Origin of the sequence: Methylophilus glucosoxydans, from assembly GCF_042676145.1 — a bacterium.
GTDB lineage: Bacteria > Pseudomonadota > Gammaproteobacteria > Burkholderiales > Methylophilaceae > Methylophilus > Methylophilus glucosoxydans.
Genome location: NZ_JBHTJW010000002.1, coordinates 945,313 through 958,699 on the forward strand (window position 1 = coordinate 945,313; position 13,387 = coordinate 958,699).

At 54.7% G+C, this 13,387-nt stretch carries 15 protein-coding genes; 12 read left to right on the forward strand and 3 right to left on the reverse strand.

All coding sequences use genetic code 11. From position 1 onward, the window contains the following. The first annotated feature begins 5 nt into the window (after positions 1-5). On the forward strand, positions 6-1,331 hold the full coding sequence (locus ACFQ1T_RS07120) for a M16 family metallopeptidase (RefSeq protein WP_379075212.1): 1,326 nt from the start codon (positions 6-8) through the stop codon (positions 1,329-1,331). Between the two features lie 61 nt (positions 1,332-1,392). Here the strand turns inward: ACFQ1T_RS07120 and ACFQ1T_RS07125 are convergent, their stop codons facing one another. After that, complete coding sequence (locus ACFQ1T_RS07125) at positions 1,393-1,590, reverse strand: PLDc N-terminal domain-containing protein (RefSeq protein ID WP_194748338.1); 198 nt, start codon at positions 1,588-1,590, stop codon at positions 1,393-1,395. 136 nt (positions 1,591-1,726) lie between these two features. Between ACFQ1T_RS07125 and rsmD the strand changes: the two genes are divergently transcribed. Genes rsmD through ACFQ1T_RS07150 form a run of 5 tightly spaced genes read left to right on the forward strand, consistent with a single transcriptional unit; the run spans position 1,727 to position 3,836 of the window. After that, on the forward strand, positions 1,727-2,287 hold the full coding sequence (gene rsmD, locus ACFQ1T_RS07130) for a 16S rRNA (guanine(966)-N(2))-methyltransferase RsmD (RefSeq protein WP_313986578.1): 561 nt from the start codon (positions 1,727-1,729) through the stop codon (positions 2,285-2,287). A 56-nt stretch (positions 2,288-2,343) separates the two neighbouring features. Then, the gene (gene coaD / locus ACFQ1T_RS07135) at positions 2,344-2,832 is read left to right on the forward strand and encodes a pantetheine-phosphate adenylyltransferase (RefSeq protein WP_275356037.1); all 489 of its coding nucleotides are present in this window, start codon (positions 2,344-2,346) and stop codon (positions 2,830-2,832) included. Between the two features lie 34 nt (positions 2,833-2,866). After that, on the forward strand, positions 2,867-3,121 hold the full coding sequence (locus ACFQ1T_RS07140) for a YfhL family 4Fe-4S dicluster ferredoxin (protein WP_275356035.1): 255 nt from the start codon (positions 2,867-2,869) through the stop codon (positions 3,119-3,121). Between the two features lie 60 nt (positions 3,122-3,181). Beyond that, positions 3,182-3,589, forward strand: a complete 408-nt coding sequence (gene gloA, locus ACFQ1T_RS07145; protein WP_313986571.1) for a lactoylglutathione lyase — start codon at positions 3,182-3,184, stop codon at positions 3,587-3,589. Further along, complete coding sequence (locus ACFQ1T_RS07150; protein WP_379075218.1) at positions 3,582-3,836, forward strand: hypothetical protein; 255 nt, start codon at positions 3,582-3,584, stop codon at positions 3,834-3,836. The genes gloA and ACFQ1T_RS07150 overlap by 8 nt, the downstream gene beginning before the upstream one ends. Before the next feature lie 7 nt (positions 3,837-3,843). On the opposite strand, the gene ACFQ1T_RS07155 is transcribed toward ACFQ1T_RS07150, so the two are convergent. Continuing rightward, positions 3,844-4,065, reverse strand: coding sequence for a hypothetical protein (locus ACFQ1T_RS07155; protein WP_379075221.1), 222 nt, complete (start codon positions 4,063-4,065; stop codon positions 3,844-3,846). 323 nt (positions 4,066-4,388) lie between these two features. Between ACFQ1T_RS07155 and ppc the strand changes: the two genes are divergently transcribed. After that, positions 4,389-7,169: a phosphoenolpyruvate carboxylase gene (ppc, locus tag ACFQ1T_RS07160; protein WP_275356027.1), complete on the forward strand. Its 2,781-nt coding sequence runs from the start codon at positions 4,389-4,391 to the stop codon at positions 7,167-7,169. Positions 7,170-7,288: 119 nt separating this feature from the next. Here ppc and ACFQ1T_RS07165 read toward each other — a convergent pair whose 3' ends face one another. Further along, positions 7,289-7,492 carry a CsbD family protein gene (locus tag ACFQ1T_RS07165; protein WP_194748330.1) on the reverse strand — a complete coding sequence of 68 codons (204 nt, stop codon included), beginning with the start codon at positions 7,490-7,492 and terminating at the stop codon, positions 7,289-7,291. A gap of 226 nt (positions 7,493-7,718) precedes the next feature. On the opposite strand from ACFQ1T_RS07165, the gene ACFQ1T_RS07170 reads away from it, so the two are divergent. The 5 genes from ACFQ1T_RS07170 (at position 7,719) to ACFQ1T_RS07190 (ending at position 13,325) form a co-directional block, all read left to right on the forward strand. Beyond that, the gene (locus ACFQ1T_RS07170; RefSeq protein WP_338654932.1) at positions 7,719-9,017 is read left to right on the forward strand and encodes a lipoprotein-releasing ABC transporter permease subunit; all 1,299 of its coding nucleotides are present in this window, start codon (positions 7,719-7,721) and stop codon (positions 9,015-9,017) included. Continuing rightward, the gene (lolD, locus tag ACFQ1T_RS07175) at positions 9,010-9,714 is read left to right on the forward strand and encodes a lipoprotein-releasing ABC transporter ATP-binding protein LolD (RefSeq protein ID WP_379075226.1); all 705 of its coding nucleotides are present in this window, start codon (positions 9,010-9,012) and stop codon (positions 9,712-9,714) included. The genes ACFQ1T_RS07170 and lolD overlap by 8 nt, the downstream gene beginning before the upstream one ends. 5 nt (positions 9,715-9,719) lie before the next feature. Further along, the gene (locus tag ACFQ1T_RS07180; protein ID WP_379075229.1) at positions 9,720-12,128 is read left to right on the forward strand and encodes a DNA internalization-related competence protein ComEC/Rec2; all 2,409 of its coding nucleotides are present in this window, start codon (positions 9,720-9,722) and stop codon (positions 12,126-12,128) included. 129 nt (positions 12,129-12,257) lie between these two features. Continuing rightward, positions 12,258-12,863 (forward strand): MotA/TolQ/ExbB proton channel family protein, encoded by a 606-nt coding sequence (locus tag ACFQ1T_RS07185; RefSeq protein WP_194748326.1) that lies wholly within the window; start codon positions 12,258-12,260, stop codon positions 12,861-12,863. Positions 12,864-12,896: 33 nt separating this feature from the next. Next, entirely contained in the window at positions 12,897-13,325 is a 429-nt protein-coding gene (locus tag ACFQ1T_RS07190) for an ExbD/TolR family protein (RefSeq protein ID WP_194748325.1), read from the forward strand. The last annotated feature ends 62 nt before the right edge of the window (positions 13,326-13,387 follow it).

Here is a 13,387-nt window from a genome sequence, read left to right on the forward strand (position 1 = left end):
ATTTCATGAAAGTCGTTACTTTATTTAAACACCGGGTATTCAACACCGTCTTGTTGATCAGCCTGCTACAAGGCTATGCCAGCCTGGCATGCGCCGCACTGAATATTCAGCACTGGACCACCGCGGAGGGCAGCGAAGTCTATTTTGTTGAAAATCATGCCTTGCCCATGATGGATGTCAGCATCAATTTTCGTGCAGGCAGCGCTTATGACCAGCCAGACAGCAGTGGCGCCGCCGCGTTAACCCATCATGTGATGGGTATGGCCGCGGGCGGGTTGGCAGAGGAAACGCTGACTAACCGCTTTGCCGATGTGGGCGCGGTGTTGGGGGGCAGTTTTGATGCAGACCGCGCCAGCTTCAAGTTACGTACTTTGACCAGCGAACAGCAGGCCGCACTGGACGCGTTTACGCTGGTGTTACACCAGCCGGATTTTCCTGAAGCCGTCGTGAGCCGTGAGCAAGCCCGTATTGTGGCCGCGTTGCAAGAGGCCGAAACGGAGCCGGATAGCATTGCGCAAAAAGCCTTTATGCAGGCGGTGTACGGCATGCATCCTTACAGCCTGGATCAAAACGGTGAAGTGGGTACGGTGCCATCGCTGACGGTGAGCCAGTTGCGGCAGTTTTATCAAAGCCACTATACGGCAAAGTCTGCCGTGATCGCCCTGATGGGGGATCTGACCCCGGATCAGGCCCGGCAAATTGCGCAGCGTCTGAGCGCCGGCTTGCCAGCAGGACCTGCGGTGGCCGATATCCCAGCCGTGCCAGCGTTGTCTGCGCCTAAACTGAAAAAAGTGCCGCATCCGGCCATGCAGGCACACATCCTGGTTGGTCAGCCTGGCAATAAGCGCGGCGATGCAGATTTCTTTGCGCTGTATGTGGGTAACTATATTTTGGGCGGCGGTGGCTTTGTGTCACGTCTGACCGAGGAAGTCCGTGAAAAGCGCGGTCTGGCGTATAGCGTGTATAGCTACTTTATGCCCATGAGTCAGTTGGGACCGTTCCAGATCGGGCTGCAAACCAAAAAAGAGCAAAGTGAAGAAGCGCTCAAACTGGTGATGGCCACTGTACAGAAATTTGTCGATCAAGGCGTGACAGAAAAGGAGCTGGCTGCGGCCAAGGATAACCTGATTGGTGGTTTTCCCATGCGTATAGACAGTAATAGCAAGATTCTGGAGTACCTGAACATGATCGGCTTTTACAAGTTGCCGCTGGATTACCTGGATAGTTTTAATGACAAGGTCGCAGCCGTCACTGTGCAACAGGTGAATGATGCGTTCAAGCGCCGCATCCATCCTGAGCATTTTGCCACCGTGATCGTTGGTGCGGAATAACAAAAAAGCCGGCAGTTTGCCGGCTTTTGCTTTTGTGTCTGTTGCGGTGAGCGGGGTCAGATTAAGCCATGCGCTTTTTTCTCGCCAGCCAGTAGTATAAAAAGGCCCCCAGCAGGTTTAAAAAGAAAATCACCAGAAACCACACCAGCTTGTCTTCACTTTGATTGGCCAGGCAATCAATCAGCATCCATACCCAAAACAGTGACAGCGCCAGCGCGATCACGCCGCCCAGCAGACCAAAGCCAAATAAGAACTCCATAGCAATATTCCTTGATGAATTAACGAAATCATAACACGATGACTTGGGTGCACCCTCGGTTTAGCGCAGGCCATGGGTAGTCGGGGTGCAAAATCTGGGATAATGCTGCTTTATTTATTCGAATCAACCACCGCTCATGAATCAGGTACGATTGAATGCCGGGAAATGGCGTAGCCGTGTGCTCAAGTTTCCCGATGCCGAAGGGCTACGCCCTACGCCAGACCGCGTGCGGCAAACCGTCTTTAACTGGCTGGGCCAGGACTTGACAGGCAAAACCTGCCTGGATTTGTTTGCGGGGACCGGTGCCCTGGGGTTTGAAGCGCTGTCTCGCAATGCCAAAGCGGTCACCATGCTCGAATTGGCCAAAGCGCCTTATGCGGCTTTGTGCCAGAACCAGCGTTTGCTGGAGGCGACCCAGGCCCGCATCCAGCAAATGGATGCCAGAACTTTTCTGAGCAGCAATCAACAGCCGTTTGACGTGATTTTTTGTGACCCGCCGTATCGCCAGGACTGGCTGGCGCAATTGTTGCCTGTGCTGCCCAGGCATTTGGCGCCTGAAGGCTGGCTATATGTTGAGGCCGAATATGCGTTAAAATCCGATGCATGCTGGCAGGTGGTCAAATCGGGCAAAGCGGGTCAGGTCTATTTTCACCTGCTGCAACCCGCGTCAGCCGATGCGGCTGCTGGCACGGATTAAGGCAATCAAGTCAGCGGCAGCCAGCAACGACACAACGATGATTACGGAAGCAAGCGATGAGTAAAACCAGAATTGCCGTCTATCCAGGCACCTTTGATCCCATCACCCTGGGGCATGAGGATATTGTGCGCAGGGCGGCCAAGCTGTTTGACCAAGTGATTGTGGCGGTGGCTGGCAGCACCAGCAAACAAACCTTGTTCAGCCTGCAAGAGCGGGTTGCGCTGGCAGAGTCGGTGTTTGCAGGTGATAACATCCGTGTGGTCGGCTTTGACGGTTTGCTCATGCAGTTTGTGCAGGCGCAGGGCGGGCAGATGGTGATCCGTGGCCTGCGTGCGGCCAGTGATTTTGAATATGAGTTTCAGTTGGCGGGCATGAACCGCAAGCTCTATCCCAAACTGGAAACCCTGTTCATGACCCCGGCGGAAGAGTTCATGTTTATTTCCTCCAGCCTGGTGCGTGAAGTGGCGCGCCTGGGAGGCGATGTGAACCAGTTTGTTTCACCTGGCGTCGAACGGGCAATCAAGCAAAAACTGGCGATCGCCTGAGTGATGGCGCCTCTGTAGCGATGTAAAGAAAATCATGGCTTTATTTATTACCGATGAATGTATTAACTGCGATGTGTGCGAGCCCGTGTGCCCGAATGAAGCCATCTCGCAAGGCGCAGAAATTTATGAAATCAACCCCGACTTGTGTACCGAGTGCGTCGGCCATTACGATAAACCGCAATGTCAGCAGGTCTGCCCGATCAGCTGCATTCCGCTAGACCCTGAGCGGCGCGAAACTAAGGAACAGTTGCTGGAGAAATATCAGCGCATTGTTGCCACGCGGGGTTAAGCCGAGTGGACCGGTTACGTCCACAACAGATTAAAAAAATCAGAGATCAAGGAGATATCAATGCGGATTTTACATACCATGTTGCGCGTGGGCGATATGCAACGTTCCATCGACTTTTATACCGGCGTACTGGGCATGAAATTAATCCGTACCCAGGATTATCCTGACGGCGAGTTTACACTGGCGTTTGTCGGCTATGGTAACGAGTACGACCACACCGTGCTGGAGCTCACCTACAACTACGGCAAAACTAATTATGACATGGGCACCGCCTATGGTCATATGGCGATTGAAGTGGATGACGCCTATCAAGCGTGTGAGCTGGTCAAGGCCAAGGGCGGTAAAGTGGTGCGCGAGGCGGGGCCCATGAAACACGGCACCATCGTCATTGCTTTTATCGAAGACCCGGACGGCTATAAAATCGAATTCATCCAGAAAGGGACGATTGAATATCCCAAGCATGTCTAACCGGACATTGTTATTGCAGGCAGTGAGGCTGGCGCAAGCCGGAGATTGGCATGCCGCACATCAGATTGCGCAGGCGTATAGTGACCCCACTGCCAACTGGATACATGCGGTATTGCATAAAATAGAAGGTGACCGTTGGAATAGTGAATACTGGTATGCCAGAACCGGCGGTCATCAGTATGCAGATTTTGACAGCGACAGTGCGGCAGAGCTCGACGCGATCGCCCGCTGGCTGACGCCAGAATAGCGCTTATTTACTTGTGCTCTTCGTCGCTGCCCTGGCGACCCGTTGTAAAAATACCCCACAGTGATTGCGTAAACAGCCCGATCACGGTCCCAAACAGGAATAGCAGCAAGCCGATGATCAGGCACATCAGCAGCAAAAAGCCATCCTGCAGCCAAACGCTCTGCGCGGCCAACGATTGCCAGACGGTCAGGATTTGTGCCATCCAATGATCGAGGTTGATGCATTTCATCTGTCTATTATGCCTCAGGAAACGCCATGTGATGCATCGCTGCGGCGTCTTTGCTTGTGCAAATTTCCGCAAAACATCCATCAAACTCTGCGGCCTTGCCGTTTCAGGGCCTAATGGAAAGTCTGCGTTCAACGCGACTGTTGCCGATATGATTCGAGGCCCAAATCGGTGCACCGGTTTGCCTGTTGGCAGTGCATGGGAACCGCATCGTCTGAGCGGCTTGAGTTTCATTTCTTCCAATACGCTGATTTTAAAGTAAAAAAATCTTTTTTTTAGATGGCCTGCTTGTTGCTAGGGATAACCTAAGCTAGAGGAGAGGCATCATGATAAAAAAACTTGCAGCCGACGCCATGCTAACGGCGGAAATGCGGCTGTCCAACAATATTCAGTTGTTAGGTGATTTACTTGATCAGGCCATTCTGGAGGTGGAGGGCGAAGCGGTTGCGCAGAAAATTGCCGCCATCCGGCAAGCCGCATTGCGTTTTCACCAGAATCATGACCAGCAGGCTTCGTTAGATCTTGAGCAGTTGCTCGCTGACCTGAGTCTGGAGCATACGGTGCGCGTGGTGCGTGCACTGGCTTATTTCAAACATCTGGTGAATCTGGCCGAAGATCTTTACGGGCAGGAACTCGGCCATTGCCAGCAAAATACACCTGCGCCTGGCATGTTGTCGCACACGCTGGCACAAATCAAGGCCTCTGGCATCGCGCCGCAAAAAATCCAGCAACTGCTTCAGGACGCACTGATCTCACCGGTGCTGACTGCGCATCCGACCGAGGTGCAGCGTAAAAGTGTGCTGGACATTGAGCAGCTGATTGCGGAGTTGCTGGGGCAGCGTGGGCACATGGTGTCTGAGCGCCAACTGGCACGCAACAAGCTATTGTTGCAAGGTGCGGTGTCGGCCTTGTGGCAAACCCGCATGATGCGCTACTCCAAGCTCAGTGTGCTCAATGAGATTGAAAACGCACTGACCTATTACGAAAGTACCTTCTTACATGTGATCCCTGAAATCCTGCAGGATATCGAGCGCGACCTGGCAGATTGGCTGCCCGGCATGGACTTGCCAGGTATTTTGCGCATGGGTAGCTGGATTGGTGGCGACCGTGACGGCAATCCGTTTGTGAATGGCACCACCTTGCGCGACAGTGTGCGCCTGCAGGCCACCACCTTGTTCAAGTTCTATCTGCAAGAGCTGGCCGCGCTCAAGCGCGAGCTGGCTGTGTCCACGCGCGTGGTTGGTGTGGATGACGCAGTGTTGGCCTTGGCGAAAGCTTCGCGCGACCAGTCATCGCATCGGCTGGATGAACCCTACCGGCTCGCGCTTAATGGCGTGCATGACCGTTTGCTGGTGACCGCCAGCCATTTGCTACCCGATGCCAGCTGGAGTTTGCCGGAAGAAGTCGGCAACGAGCCTTACGAAGATCCTGAGGCCTTGCTGCACCCCTTGCAGACCATTGCCGATTCTTTGCGCCGTCACCATGGCGAGGCCTTGATTTATCCGCGGCTGGGCAAGTTGATTAAAGCCATCGTCACGTTTGGGTTTCATTTGGCCACCGTGGATATCCGCCAGTCCTCTGACGTGCATGAAGCGGTGATTAGCGAGCTGTTACATAAGGCGGGCTACGATTTTGACTACGCCAGTTTTAACGAGGAAGAGAAAATCGGCCTTTTGCTCGAAGAACTGAAGCAACCGCGCCTGCTGTTTTCGCCTTTTCAGCAATATTCCGAGCTGGTGCACAAGGAAATCGGCGTGCTGGAAGCCGTACGCGAGGTGCGCCAGCGCTTTGGTGAGCATGCGGTACGCCAGTATATTATTTCGCACACTGAAACCTTGTCTGACCTGCTGGAAGTGGCCTTGCTGCAACGTGAGGCTGGCTTGTTGCGCGGCGTGTGGGGCTCGGCCAATATTCAGGTTGATCTGAATATCGTGCCACTGTTTGAAACCATTGCCGACTTGCGCGACGCGCCCATGATCATGGGCAAATGGCTGAGCCTGATCGGCATCCGGCATGTGATCCGTTTCCAGGGCAATGAGCAGGAAGTCATGCTGGGCTATTCGGACAGCAACAAGGATGGCGGTTTTTTGACCTCGAACTGGGAGTTGTATAAAGCGGAAATTTCGCTGGTGGAACTGTTTAACCAGGCCAACGTCAAGTTGCGCCTGTTCCATGGCCGTGGCGGCACGGTTGGCCGCGGCGGTGGCCCAACCTATCAGGCCATCATGGCGCAACCCATCGGCACCGTCGATGGCCAGATTCGCCTGACCGAACAGGGCGAAATCATCTCCACGCGTTATGCAGACCCGGTGGTCGGCCGCCAGCATCTGGAAACCCTGATTGCGGCGACGCTGGATGCCACCTTGTTCCCGGCCGACCAGCTGGAGCCCGCCAAACGGCGTGCGTTTGAAAGCGTGATGGAAGCCCTCTCAGCCACGGCGATGACCAGCTACCGTAGCCTGGTTTATGAAACCCCGGGCTTTGCCGATTACTTTTTCAATACCACGCCGATTGAGGAAATTGCCGGACTCAATCTGGGTAGCCGGCCCGCCGCGCGCAAATCGACGCGACGGATTGAGGATTTAAGGGCGATTCCGTGGGGATTCTCATGGGGGCAGTGCCGCTTGCTGCTGCCAGGCTGGTATGGTCTGGGCAGCGCCATTCACCAGTTTTTAGCGCACGACCCAGCCTTGAAGCAGGCGCGTCTGGAAATGTTGCTGGAGATGCAGGCACACTGGCCGCTGTTTAATACCCTGATCAACAACGTCGATATGGTGCTGGCCAAAACCGACCTGATCGTGGCCCGCCATTATGCCCATTTGCTGGCTGACAAGGCCTTGCGCGAAGAAATTTTCAGCCGCATTGCGCATGAACACAAGCTGACCACCGACGCGGTCAATCTGCTGCTGGGCACCACGCAACGTCTGGCCACTCAGCCGGTCATCGCCAAGTCCATTCGCGACCGCTTGCCCTATCTGGATCCGCTCAATCACTTGCAGGTGGAAATGATACAGCGTTACCGCAATGGAGAAACCGATGAAAAACTCAAGTGGGCCATTCCGCTGACCATTAATGGCATTGCTACCAGTTTGCGCAATACAGGTTAAGGCCTGATAGGCAGATACAACGCAGGACAAGCTGGGCTTGTCCTGCGGGGCGCCTCTGCTTAGACAATGATGCTAAAACGCCAAGCGTTGCATCATGCTAAGTGGGTATGGCACAGGCCTTAGTGGCGGTGTTTGTCTTCCCAGGCTTTGAGCTGTTTCTCGGCTTCATCCTTGGTGATGCCATAGCGTTCCTGGATTTTGCCTGCGACCTGGTCGCGTTTGCCTTCGATCACATCCAAGTCATCATTGGTCAGTTTTCCCCATTGTTCTTTGACTTTGCCTTTAAGCTGCTTCCAGTTGCCTTCGAAAATGTCTTTGTTCATCTCGAGTCTCCTATGATTACATTCTTGATTTAGATCGTTGTGTCAGTCGATGTACATGCCATCGACCTGAGTGCATCTTAAAGGCAAGCTTGCCCGGGTTCAGTCGGCCATGCCCGCATTTTTGGGTCGGATTTGGCTGACAAACTGTTGAGGGGCGCCTGGGTTGAGTTGCGCTTTCAATGTGGGCAGGTATCGCGATGCCATTAAAAGCTGTTAAGATGCGGCCATGAAGAATGACACCTTTTTCAGCGCGCTCGCGCGGCGCCTGCCTTATGAGTTTTGGATAGGCTGGCGCTATACACGCGCCAAACGCAACAATCACTTTATTTCGTTTATCTCCCTCACCAGCATGATAGGCATTGCCCTCGGTGTGATGGCCCTGATTGTCGTGTTGTCGGTCATGAACGGCTTTCAGGATGAGCTCAGAAAGCGCATTTTAGGCGTGGCTTCGCATATTGAAGTGCGTAGCTTTGAAGCCGGGTTGCCGGACTGGCAGCATTTGCAGCAGCAGATAGAACAGATTCCGGCCAAGGCGGTTGCCAGCCCCATCACCGGTGTGGCGCCTTACATCATGGCGCAAGGCATGTTGACGCATGACGAAGCGGTGCAGGGCTTGCTGATTCGTGGCGTGTTACCTTCACAGGAAGGCAAAGTTTCTGACCTGGCAACCCAGATGAAAATTGGCAAGCTGACCGATTTGCAGCCAGGCCAATTCAATATTGTATTGGGGGCAGACCTGGCGCTGGCGCTGGGCGTGCGTGTTGGCGACAAGGTGGTGTTGATGGCGCCGCAAGGGCAGGTGACTCCGGCGGGATTGGTGCCACGCATTAAGCAATTTACCGTGGCCGGGATTTTTCAGGTTGGCATGTATGAGTATGATGCGGGCCTGGCCTTGATTCATTTGGACGATGCGGCCAAGCTCTACCGGCTGGGTGATCAGGTTTCTGGTTTGCGACTCAAGCTGGATGACTTGTTTATGGCCGACCGCGTCAGCCGCGAGCTGGTGCAGGCGCTGGGACCCAATTATTACGTCACTGACTGGACCCAGCAACATGCCAATTTCTTTAAGGCGATCCAGCTCGAAAAACGAGTGATGTTTATTATTTTGGCGCTGATCGTGGCGGTGGCAGCATTTAATATTGTCTCTACACTGGTGATGGCGGTAACTGACAAACGTGCGGATATTGCCATCCTGCGCACCATGGGCGCAACCCCGCAAAGCATACGCAAAATGTTTGTGGTGCAAGGCGCGATGATAGGCATTATCGGCACCTTGTCGGGGGCGGTGCTTGGCGTGTTGTTGGCCCTCAATATCGAGACTGTGGTGCCCTGGATTGAACATACTTTTAATGTGCAGTTTTTGTCCAAAGACGTGTATTACATCAGTGATTTGCCTTCCAAGCTGATGTGGTCGGATGTGTCGGCGATTGTGGGCCTGTCTATCCTGCTCAGTCTGGTCGCGACCTTGTATCCCAGTGCCCGTGCGGCGAGTATGAATCCGGCGGAGGCCTTGCGTTATGAGTAATTGGGTATTGCAGTGCCAGGGCTTGGCCAAGCGGTATGAAGCGCTGGATACCTCGGTGCTGACCGGGGTCGACTTGCAACTGGCGGCAGGTGATCATGTGGCGATTGTTGGCGCTTCGGGCAGTGGTAAAAGTACCTTGTTGCATTTGCTGGGCGGTCTGGACGCGCCTACGCATGGCGAGGTGCAGTGGCTGGGCAAGCCGTTAACCAGGCTCTCCGAAGTTGAAAAAAGTGCCATGCGTAACCAGTATCTGGGCTTTGTCTATCAGTTTCATCACTTGCTGCCAGAGTTCAGTGCGCTGGAAAATGTGGCCATGCCGCTACTGATTCGTCGCATGCCACGGGCGCAGGCGCTGGAAAAGGCTGCACATTACTTGACGCAGGTCGGTCTGGCGCATCGTCTGCAACATACCCCTGGTGAGTTGTCAGGCGGTGAGCGTCAGCGCGCGGCCCTGGCCCGTGCATTAGTCACTCAGCCACGCTGCATATTGGCCGATGAACCAACCGGCAACCTGGACCGGCAAACGGCACAACAAGTGTTTGAGTTACTGTTGCAGATCCAGGCGCAACAGGGCACTGCGCTGGTGGTCGTGACTCATGATCTGTCGCTGGCGGCACGCATGCATCAGCAATATCGTTTGCAGGATGGGCGCTTGCAACCCCTGTTGCCGGACGCACAAGGACTGGCTGACGAGTAGCCGTCATGTTGCCGGGCGCCACACTGGGATTATTATTCGGTGTCTGGCTGTTTCAGCAACAAGCGCAATTATGGTCGCTCCCGGTTTGGCTGGGCTGGCTAGCAGCCTTGGGACTGGTCGCGCTACTGGCGAACAGTCGCCATATCGGGGGTGTCAGGCTAACCTCAGCGGTTCGCCTTTTTTGCCGTCGGCTTGGCTGTATTTTGCTGGTGGCTGCCATCGGCTTTGCCTGGGCGCAGGCGCGCGCGGCCTGGCGCTTGCAAACGGCTCTGTCTCAGGCGTGTGAACAACAGCCACTCAAGATTCAAGCTGTGATTGTGAGCGTGCCAGCGCGCGATGCACGAGGCCAGCATGTGGATGTTGCCGTTGAGCGCACCTTCAACGCACATTGCCCGTTGCCCCCCAGGCTGCGCTTGCATCTCTACGAGCAGTCATATCGTCATGCCCCGGCCACGTCGCGCAATGCTTTACCGTTATTACAAGCAGGAGAGCGCTGGCAATTCACCGTCAAGCTCAAACGACCCCATGCCACGCGCAATCCGCATGGTTTTGATTATGCTGCCTGGTGCCTGGCCAACCAAGTCGGCGCGGCAGGCTCTATAGTCTCCAAAGCACCGATGCGCAAGCTGCAAGCCATGGTCTGGCAACCCGCTGCCATGGTTGCGCACTGGCGAGCGCTGGTGGGGGAGCGAATCCAGCAGGTGCTGGGACCCAGCCCGGCCAGTGGCGTCCTGCGCGCTTTGGTTATCGGTGATGATAGCCAGATCTCGCGTGCGGACTGGCAATTGTTTGTCGATACCGGGATTAATCATTTAATCAGTATTTCTGGCCTGCATATTACGATGCTGGCTGGCCTCGGTTATTTATTGACGGGCTGGGTGTGGCGAAAGCAACCGCGCTGGGCGCTATATGTGCCCTCCACACTGGCGGCCCGGGTGGGTGGGGCGTTAGTGGCGGTGGTTTATTCCGCCCTGGCCGGATTTTCCATTCCGACACAGCGTACCTTATGGATGTTGCTGACCATGCTAGGCATGCTCAGTCTGCGCCGCCAACTCCCTTTTTCCTGGATACTCAGTGTGGCACTCTGGGTGGTCGTCGTGCTGGATCCCTGGGCGGTGCTGGCGCCGGGTTTCTGGTTGTCTTTTGGCGCAGTGGCCTTGCTCGCCTTTGGCATGGGCGGACGCTTGCGTCCACCGAGTGCCTGGCGGGCCGCGGTGCATACACAGAGCATGATTACGCTGGCCTTTGTGCCTATCCTGATCCTATTGTTTAACCAGGTGTCTCTGGTGTCCCCGTTTGCCAATGCTCTGGCGATTCCACTGGTTAGCCTGGGCGTGGTGCCACTGGCGATTGCCGGCGCTATGTTGCCGGTGGATGCCTTGTTAATGCTGGCAGCACAGCTGTGGCAGGGACTGGCCTGGCTATTACATTGGTTCAGCCAATTATCCTGGGCAGTCTGGTATCTGCCTACACCGTCACTGTCTGCCTGGCTGCTGGCAATGTTAGGCATGCTGGTGTTACTGTTACCCAAAGGCTGGCCATTACGCTGGTTTGGGCTGCTACTCTGGTTGCCTTTATGCTTGCCTGCCCCGTCAGTGCTCAAGCCAGGGGACATGCGCGTCACTGTGCTGGATATCGGCCAGGGCTTGAGTGTGCTGGTGCAAACGGCTAGCCATGCCATGCTCTACGATGCGGGGCCGGTCTATCATGAAGACAGTGATGCCGGTCAACGGATTGTGCTGCCTTATTTGCGCCACTTGGGCCTGTCCCGGCTGGATTTGGCGGTGGTCTCGCATGACGATAATGATCATGTCGGTGGCATGGCCTCGGTGCTGGCTGGCGTGCCAGCCACACACTTGTTAAGCTCACTCGGCACAGACGCGGCTTTTTTTGAGCAACTGCAGGCGATTCCGCAGGCGGCAAGCATGCCACATCTTGCTTGCCAGGCCGGACAGCATTGGCAATGGGACCAGGTCAGTTTCAAGGTGCTTTATCCTTTGGCGCAACCAGAAACTCCCCTTAAAGATAACGATAAAAGCTGTGTGATTCAGGTGATCTCTGCCCATGGCAGTCTGTTATTGACAGGGGATATCGAACAATATGGTGAGCAACGGTTGCTGGAGCAGTCTGGGAAAAATCTGGCTTCTACGGTGATGACCATGCCGCATCATGGCAGCAAAACCTCCTCCAGTCCTGCGTTTGTCCAGGCGGTAAAACCCAGCATCGCGATTGCCACGGTGGGCTATCTTAACCGGTTCGGCCACCCCAAGCAGGCGGTGTTATCACGCTACGAAGCGATAGACAGTCAACGCTATCGCTCAGATCAGCATGGCGCGGTGATGCTGGATTTTACACAGGGCAATCACCCAACGGTCTTGACCTGGCGCCAGGTTGAGCCGCATTATTGGGATTGACTGCCTCTGCGATCGCCCACATTGTGCAAAAGCGCTTTTGTAACCGCTTAGATACCGCACAAAACTTGCCCTCAGGGCAGGTTAACGCTAAAGTAGCGGAAGTTTAAAAAAACCATTGGAGTCATCACTGTGTGGGAAATTATTTTAGCGGCCGGTTGGCCAATCTGGCCTCTGGTTATCGCTTCTGTGATCTCGTTTGCCATTATTGTCGAGCGATTCTGGGCCTTGAGAGCTTCAGTTGTCACCCCGGACCAGTTATTGCCTGAAGTGCAAAACTGGTTAAAGCAGGGCGGCGTCACGCGTGAAACCTTAAGCCGCCTCGAAGCACACTCTTTACTTGGTCGCGTTTTTGCCAGTGCGTTGGCGAATATGGGGCACTCACGTGAGGTTACCAAAGAAGCGATTGAAGAAACCGGCCGTGCGGTTGCACACAAGCTGGAACAATACCTGCCCACCCTGGGGACCATTGCCACTGTAGCACCTTTGCTGGGGCTACTGGGGACGGTGATCGGGATGGTCGAGCTGTTTGGCTCATTCACGAACAGTGGTCACGATGTGGCACAGTTTGCGCGAGGCATTTCGGTGGCCTTGTACAACACGGCGGCCGGGATTGTGGTGGCGGTGCCTTCGATGATTGCCTATCGTTATTTCAAGAGCAAAGTGGACGGTTTTCTGGTGGATATGGAGCAGCAAGCCGTTAAACTGGTAGAAATCATCCACGGCGACCGCGGATAAGCATTTTGCGACAGGATAAAAAAAGGCAGTCTCATGAACTTTAAACGTGGTAGCCGCGACGAAGAGCTCGAAATCAACTTTATTCCGTTGATTGACGTGTTGCTGGTGATTATTATTTTCCTGATCGTGAGTGCAACCTTTTCACGTACCAGTGAGTTGCAGATTAACTTGCCGACCGCGGATGCCAATGCCCCTCAAGAAAAACCATTGACCATTACCGTGGAGGTCGATGCCAGCGGCCGTTGCCTGGTGAATGGCAAAGAAGCGAATGGCGCCGTGGTGTCTGATTTGTCAGCCGCCTTGATCGAAGCAGGCAAGGCCGGTCCGGCAGACAAAGAGCCGACCATTATCATTAATGCCGATGGCAAGGCCTCGCACCAGTCTGTGGTGAATATTATGGAAGCCTCCCGGATGGCGAATTACACACATATCACCTTTGCCACACAGGTAAACAGCCACTAATGTGTGGTGGCTGTTTGTGAGCTGTCCCGTTTAGTGCCAGGCAAGCCCGTTGTGACCGACGG

Coding starts and splice junctions, on each gene's coding strand:
- rsmD (WP_313986578.1), top strand. CDS start 1,727: ATGAATCAGGTACGATTGAATGCCGGGAAATGGCGTAGCCGTGTGCTC.
- ACFQ1T_RS07125 (WP_194748338.1), bottom strand. CDS start 1,590: ATGGAGTTCTTATTTGGCTTTGGTCTGCTGGGCGGCGTGATCGCGCTG.
- ppc (WP_275356027.1), top strand. CDS start 4,389: ATGATAAAAAAACTTGCAGCCGACGCCATGCTAACGGCGGAAATGCGG.
- coaD (WP_275356037.1), top strand. CDS start 2,344: ATGAGTAAAACCAGAATTGCCGTCTATCCAGGCACCTTTGATCCCATC.
- ACFQ1T_RS07140 (WP_275356035.1), top strand. CDS start 2,867: ATGGCTTTATTTATTACCGATGAATGTATTAACTGCGATGTGTGCGAG.
- ACFQ1T_RS07120 (WP_379075212.1), top strand. CDS start 6: ATGAAAGTCGTTACTTTATTTAAACACCGGGTATTCAACACCGTCTTG.
- ACFQ1T_RS07190 (WP_194748325.1), top strand. CDS start 12,897: ATGAACTTTAAACGTGGTAGCCGCGACGAAGAGCTCGAAATCAACTTT.
- lolD (WP_379075226.1), top strand. CDS start 9,010: ATGAGTAATTGGGTATTGCAGTGCCAGGGCTTGGCCAAGCGGTATGAA.
- ACFQ1T_RS07180 (WP_379075229.1), top strand. CDS start 9,720: ATGTTGCCGGGCGCCACACTGGGATTATTATTCGGTGTCTGGCTGTTT.
- ACFQ1T_RS07150 (WP_379075218.1), top strand. CDS start 3,582: ATGTCTAACCGGACATTGTTATTGCAGGCAGTGAGGCTGGCGCAAGCC.
- gloA (WP_313986571.1), top strand. CDS start 3,182: ATGCGGATTTTACATACCATGTTGCGCGTGGGCGATATGCAACGTTCC.
- ACFQ1T_RS07155 (WP_379075221.1), bottom strand. CDS start 4,065: ATGAAATGCATCAACCTCGATCATTGGATGGCACAAATCCTGACCGTC.
- ACFQ1T_RS07165 (WP_194748330.1), bottom strand. CDS start 7,492: ATGAACAAAGACATTTTCGAAGGCAACTGGAAGCAGCTTAAAGGCAAA.
- ACFQ1T_RS07170 (WP_338654932.1), top strand. CDS start 7,719: ATGAAGAATGACACCTTTTTCAGCGCGCTCGCGCGGCGCCTGCCTTAT.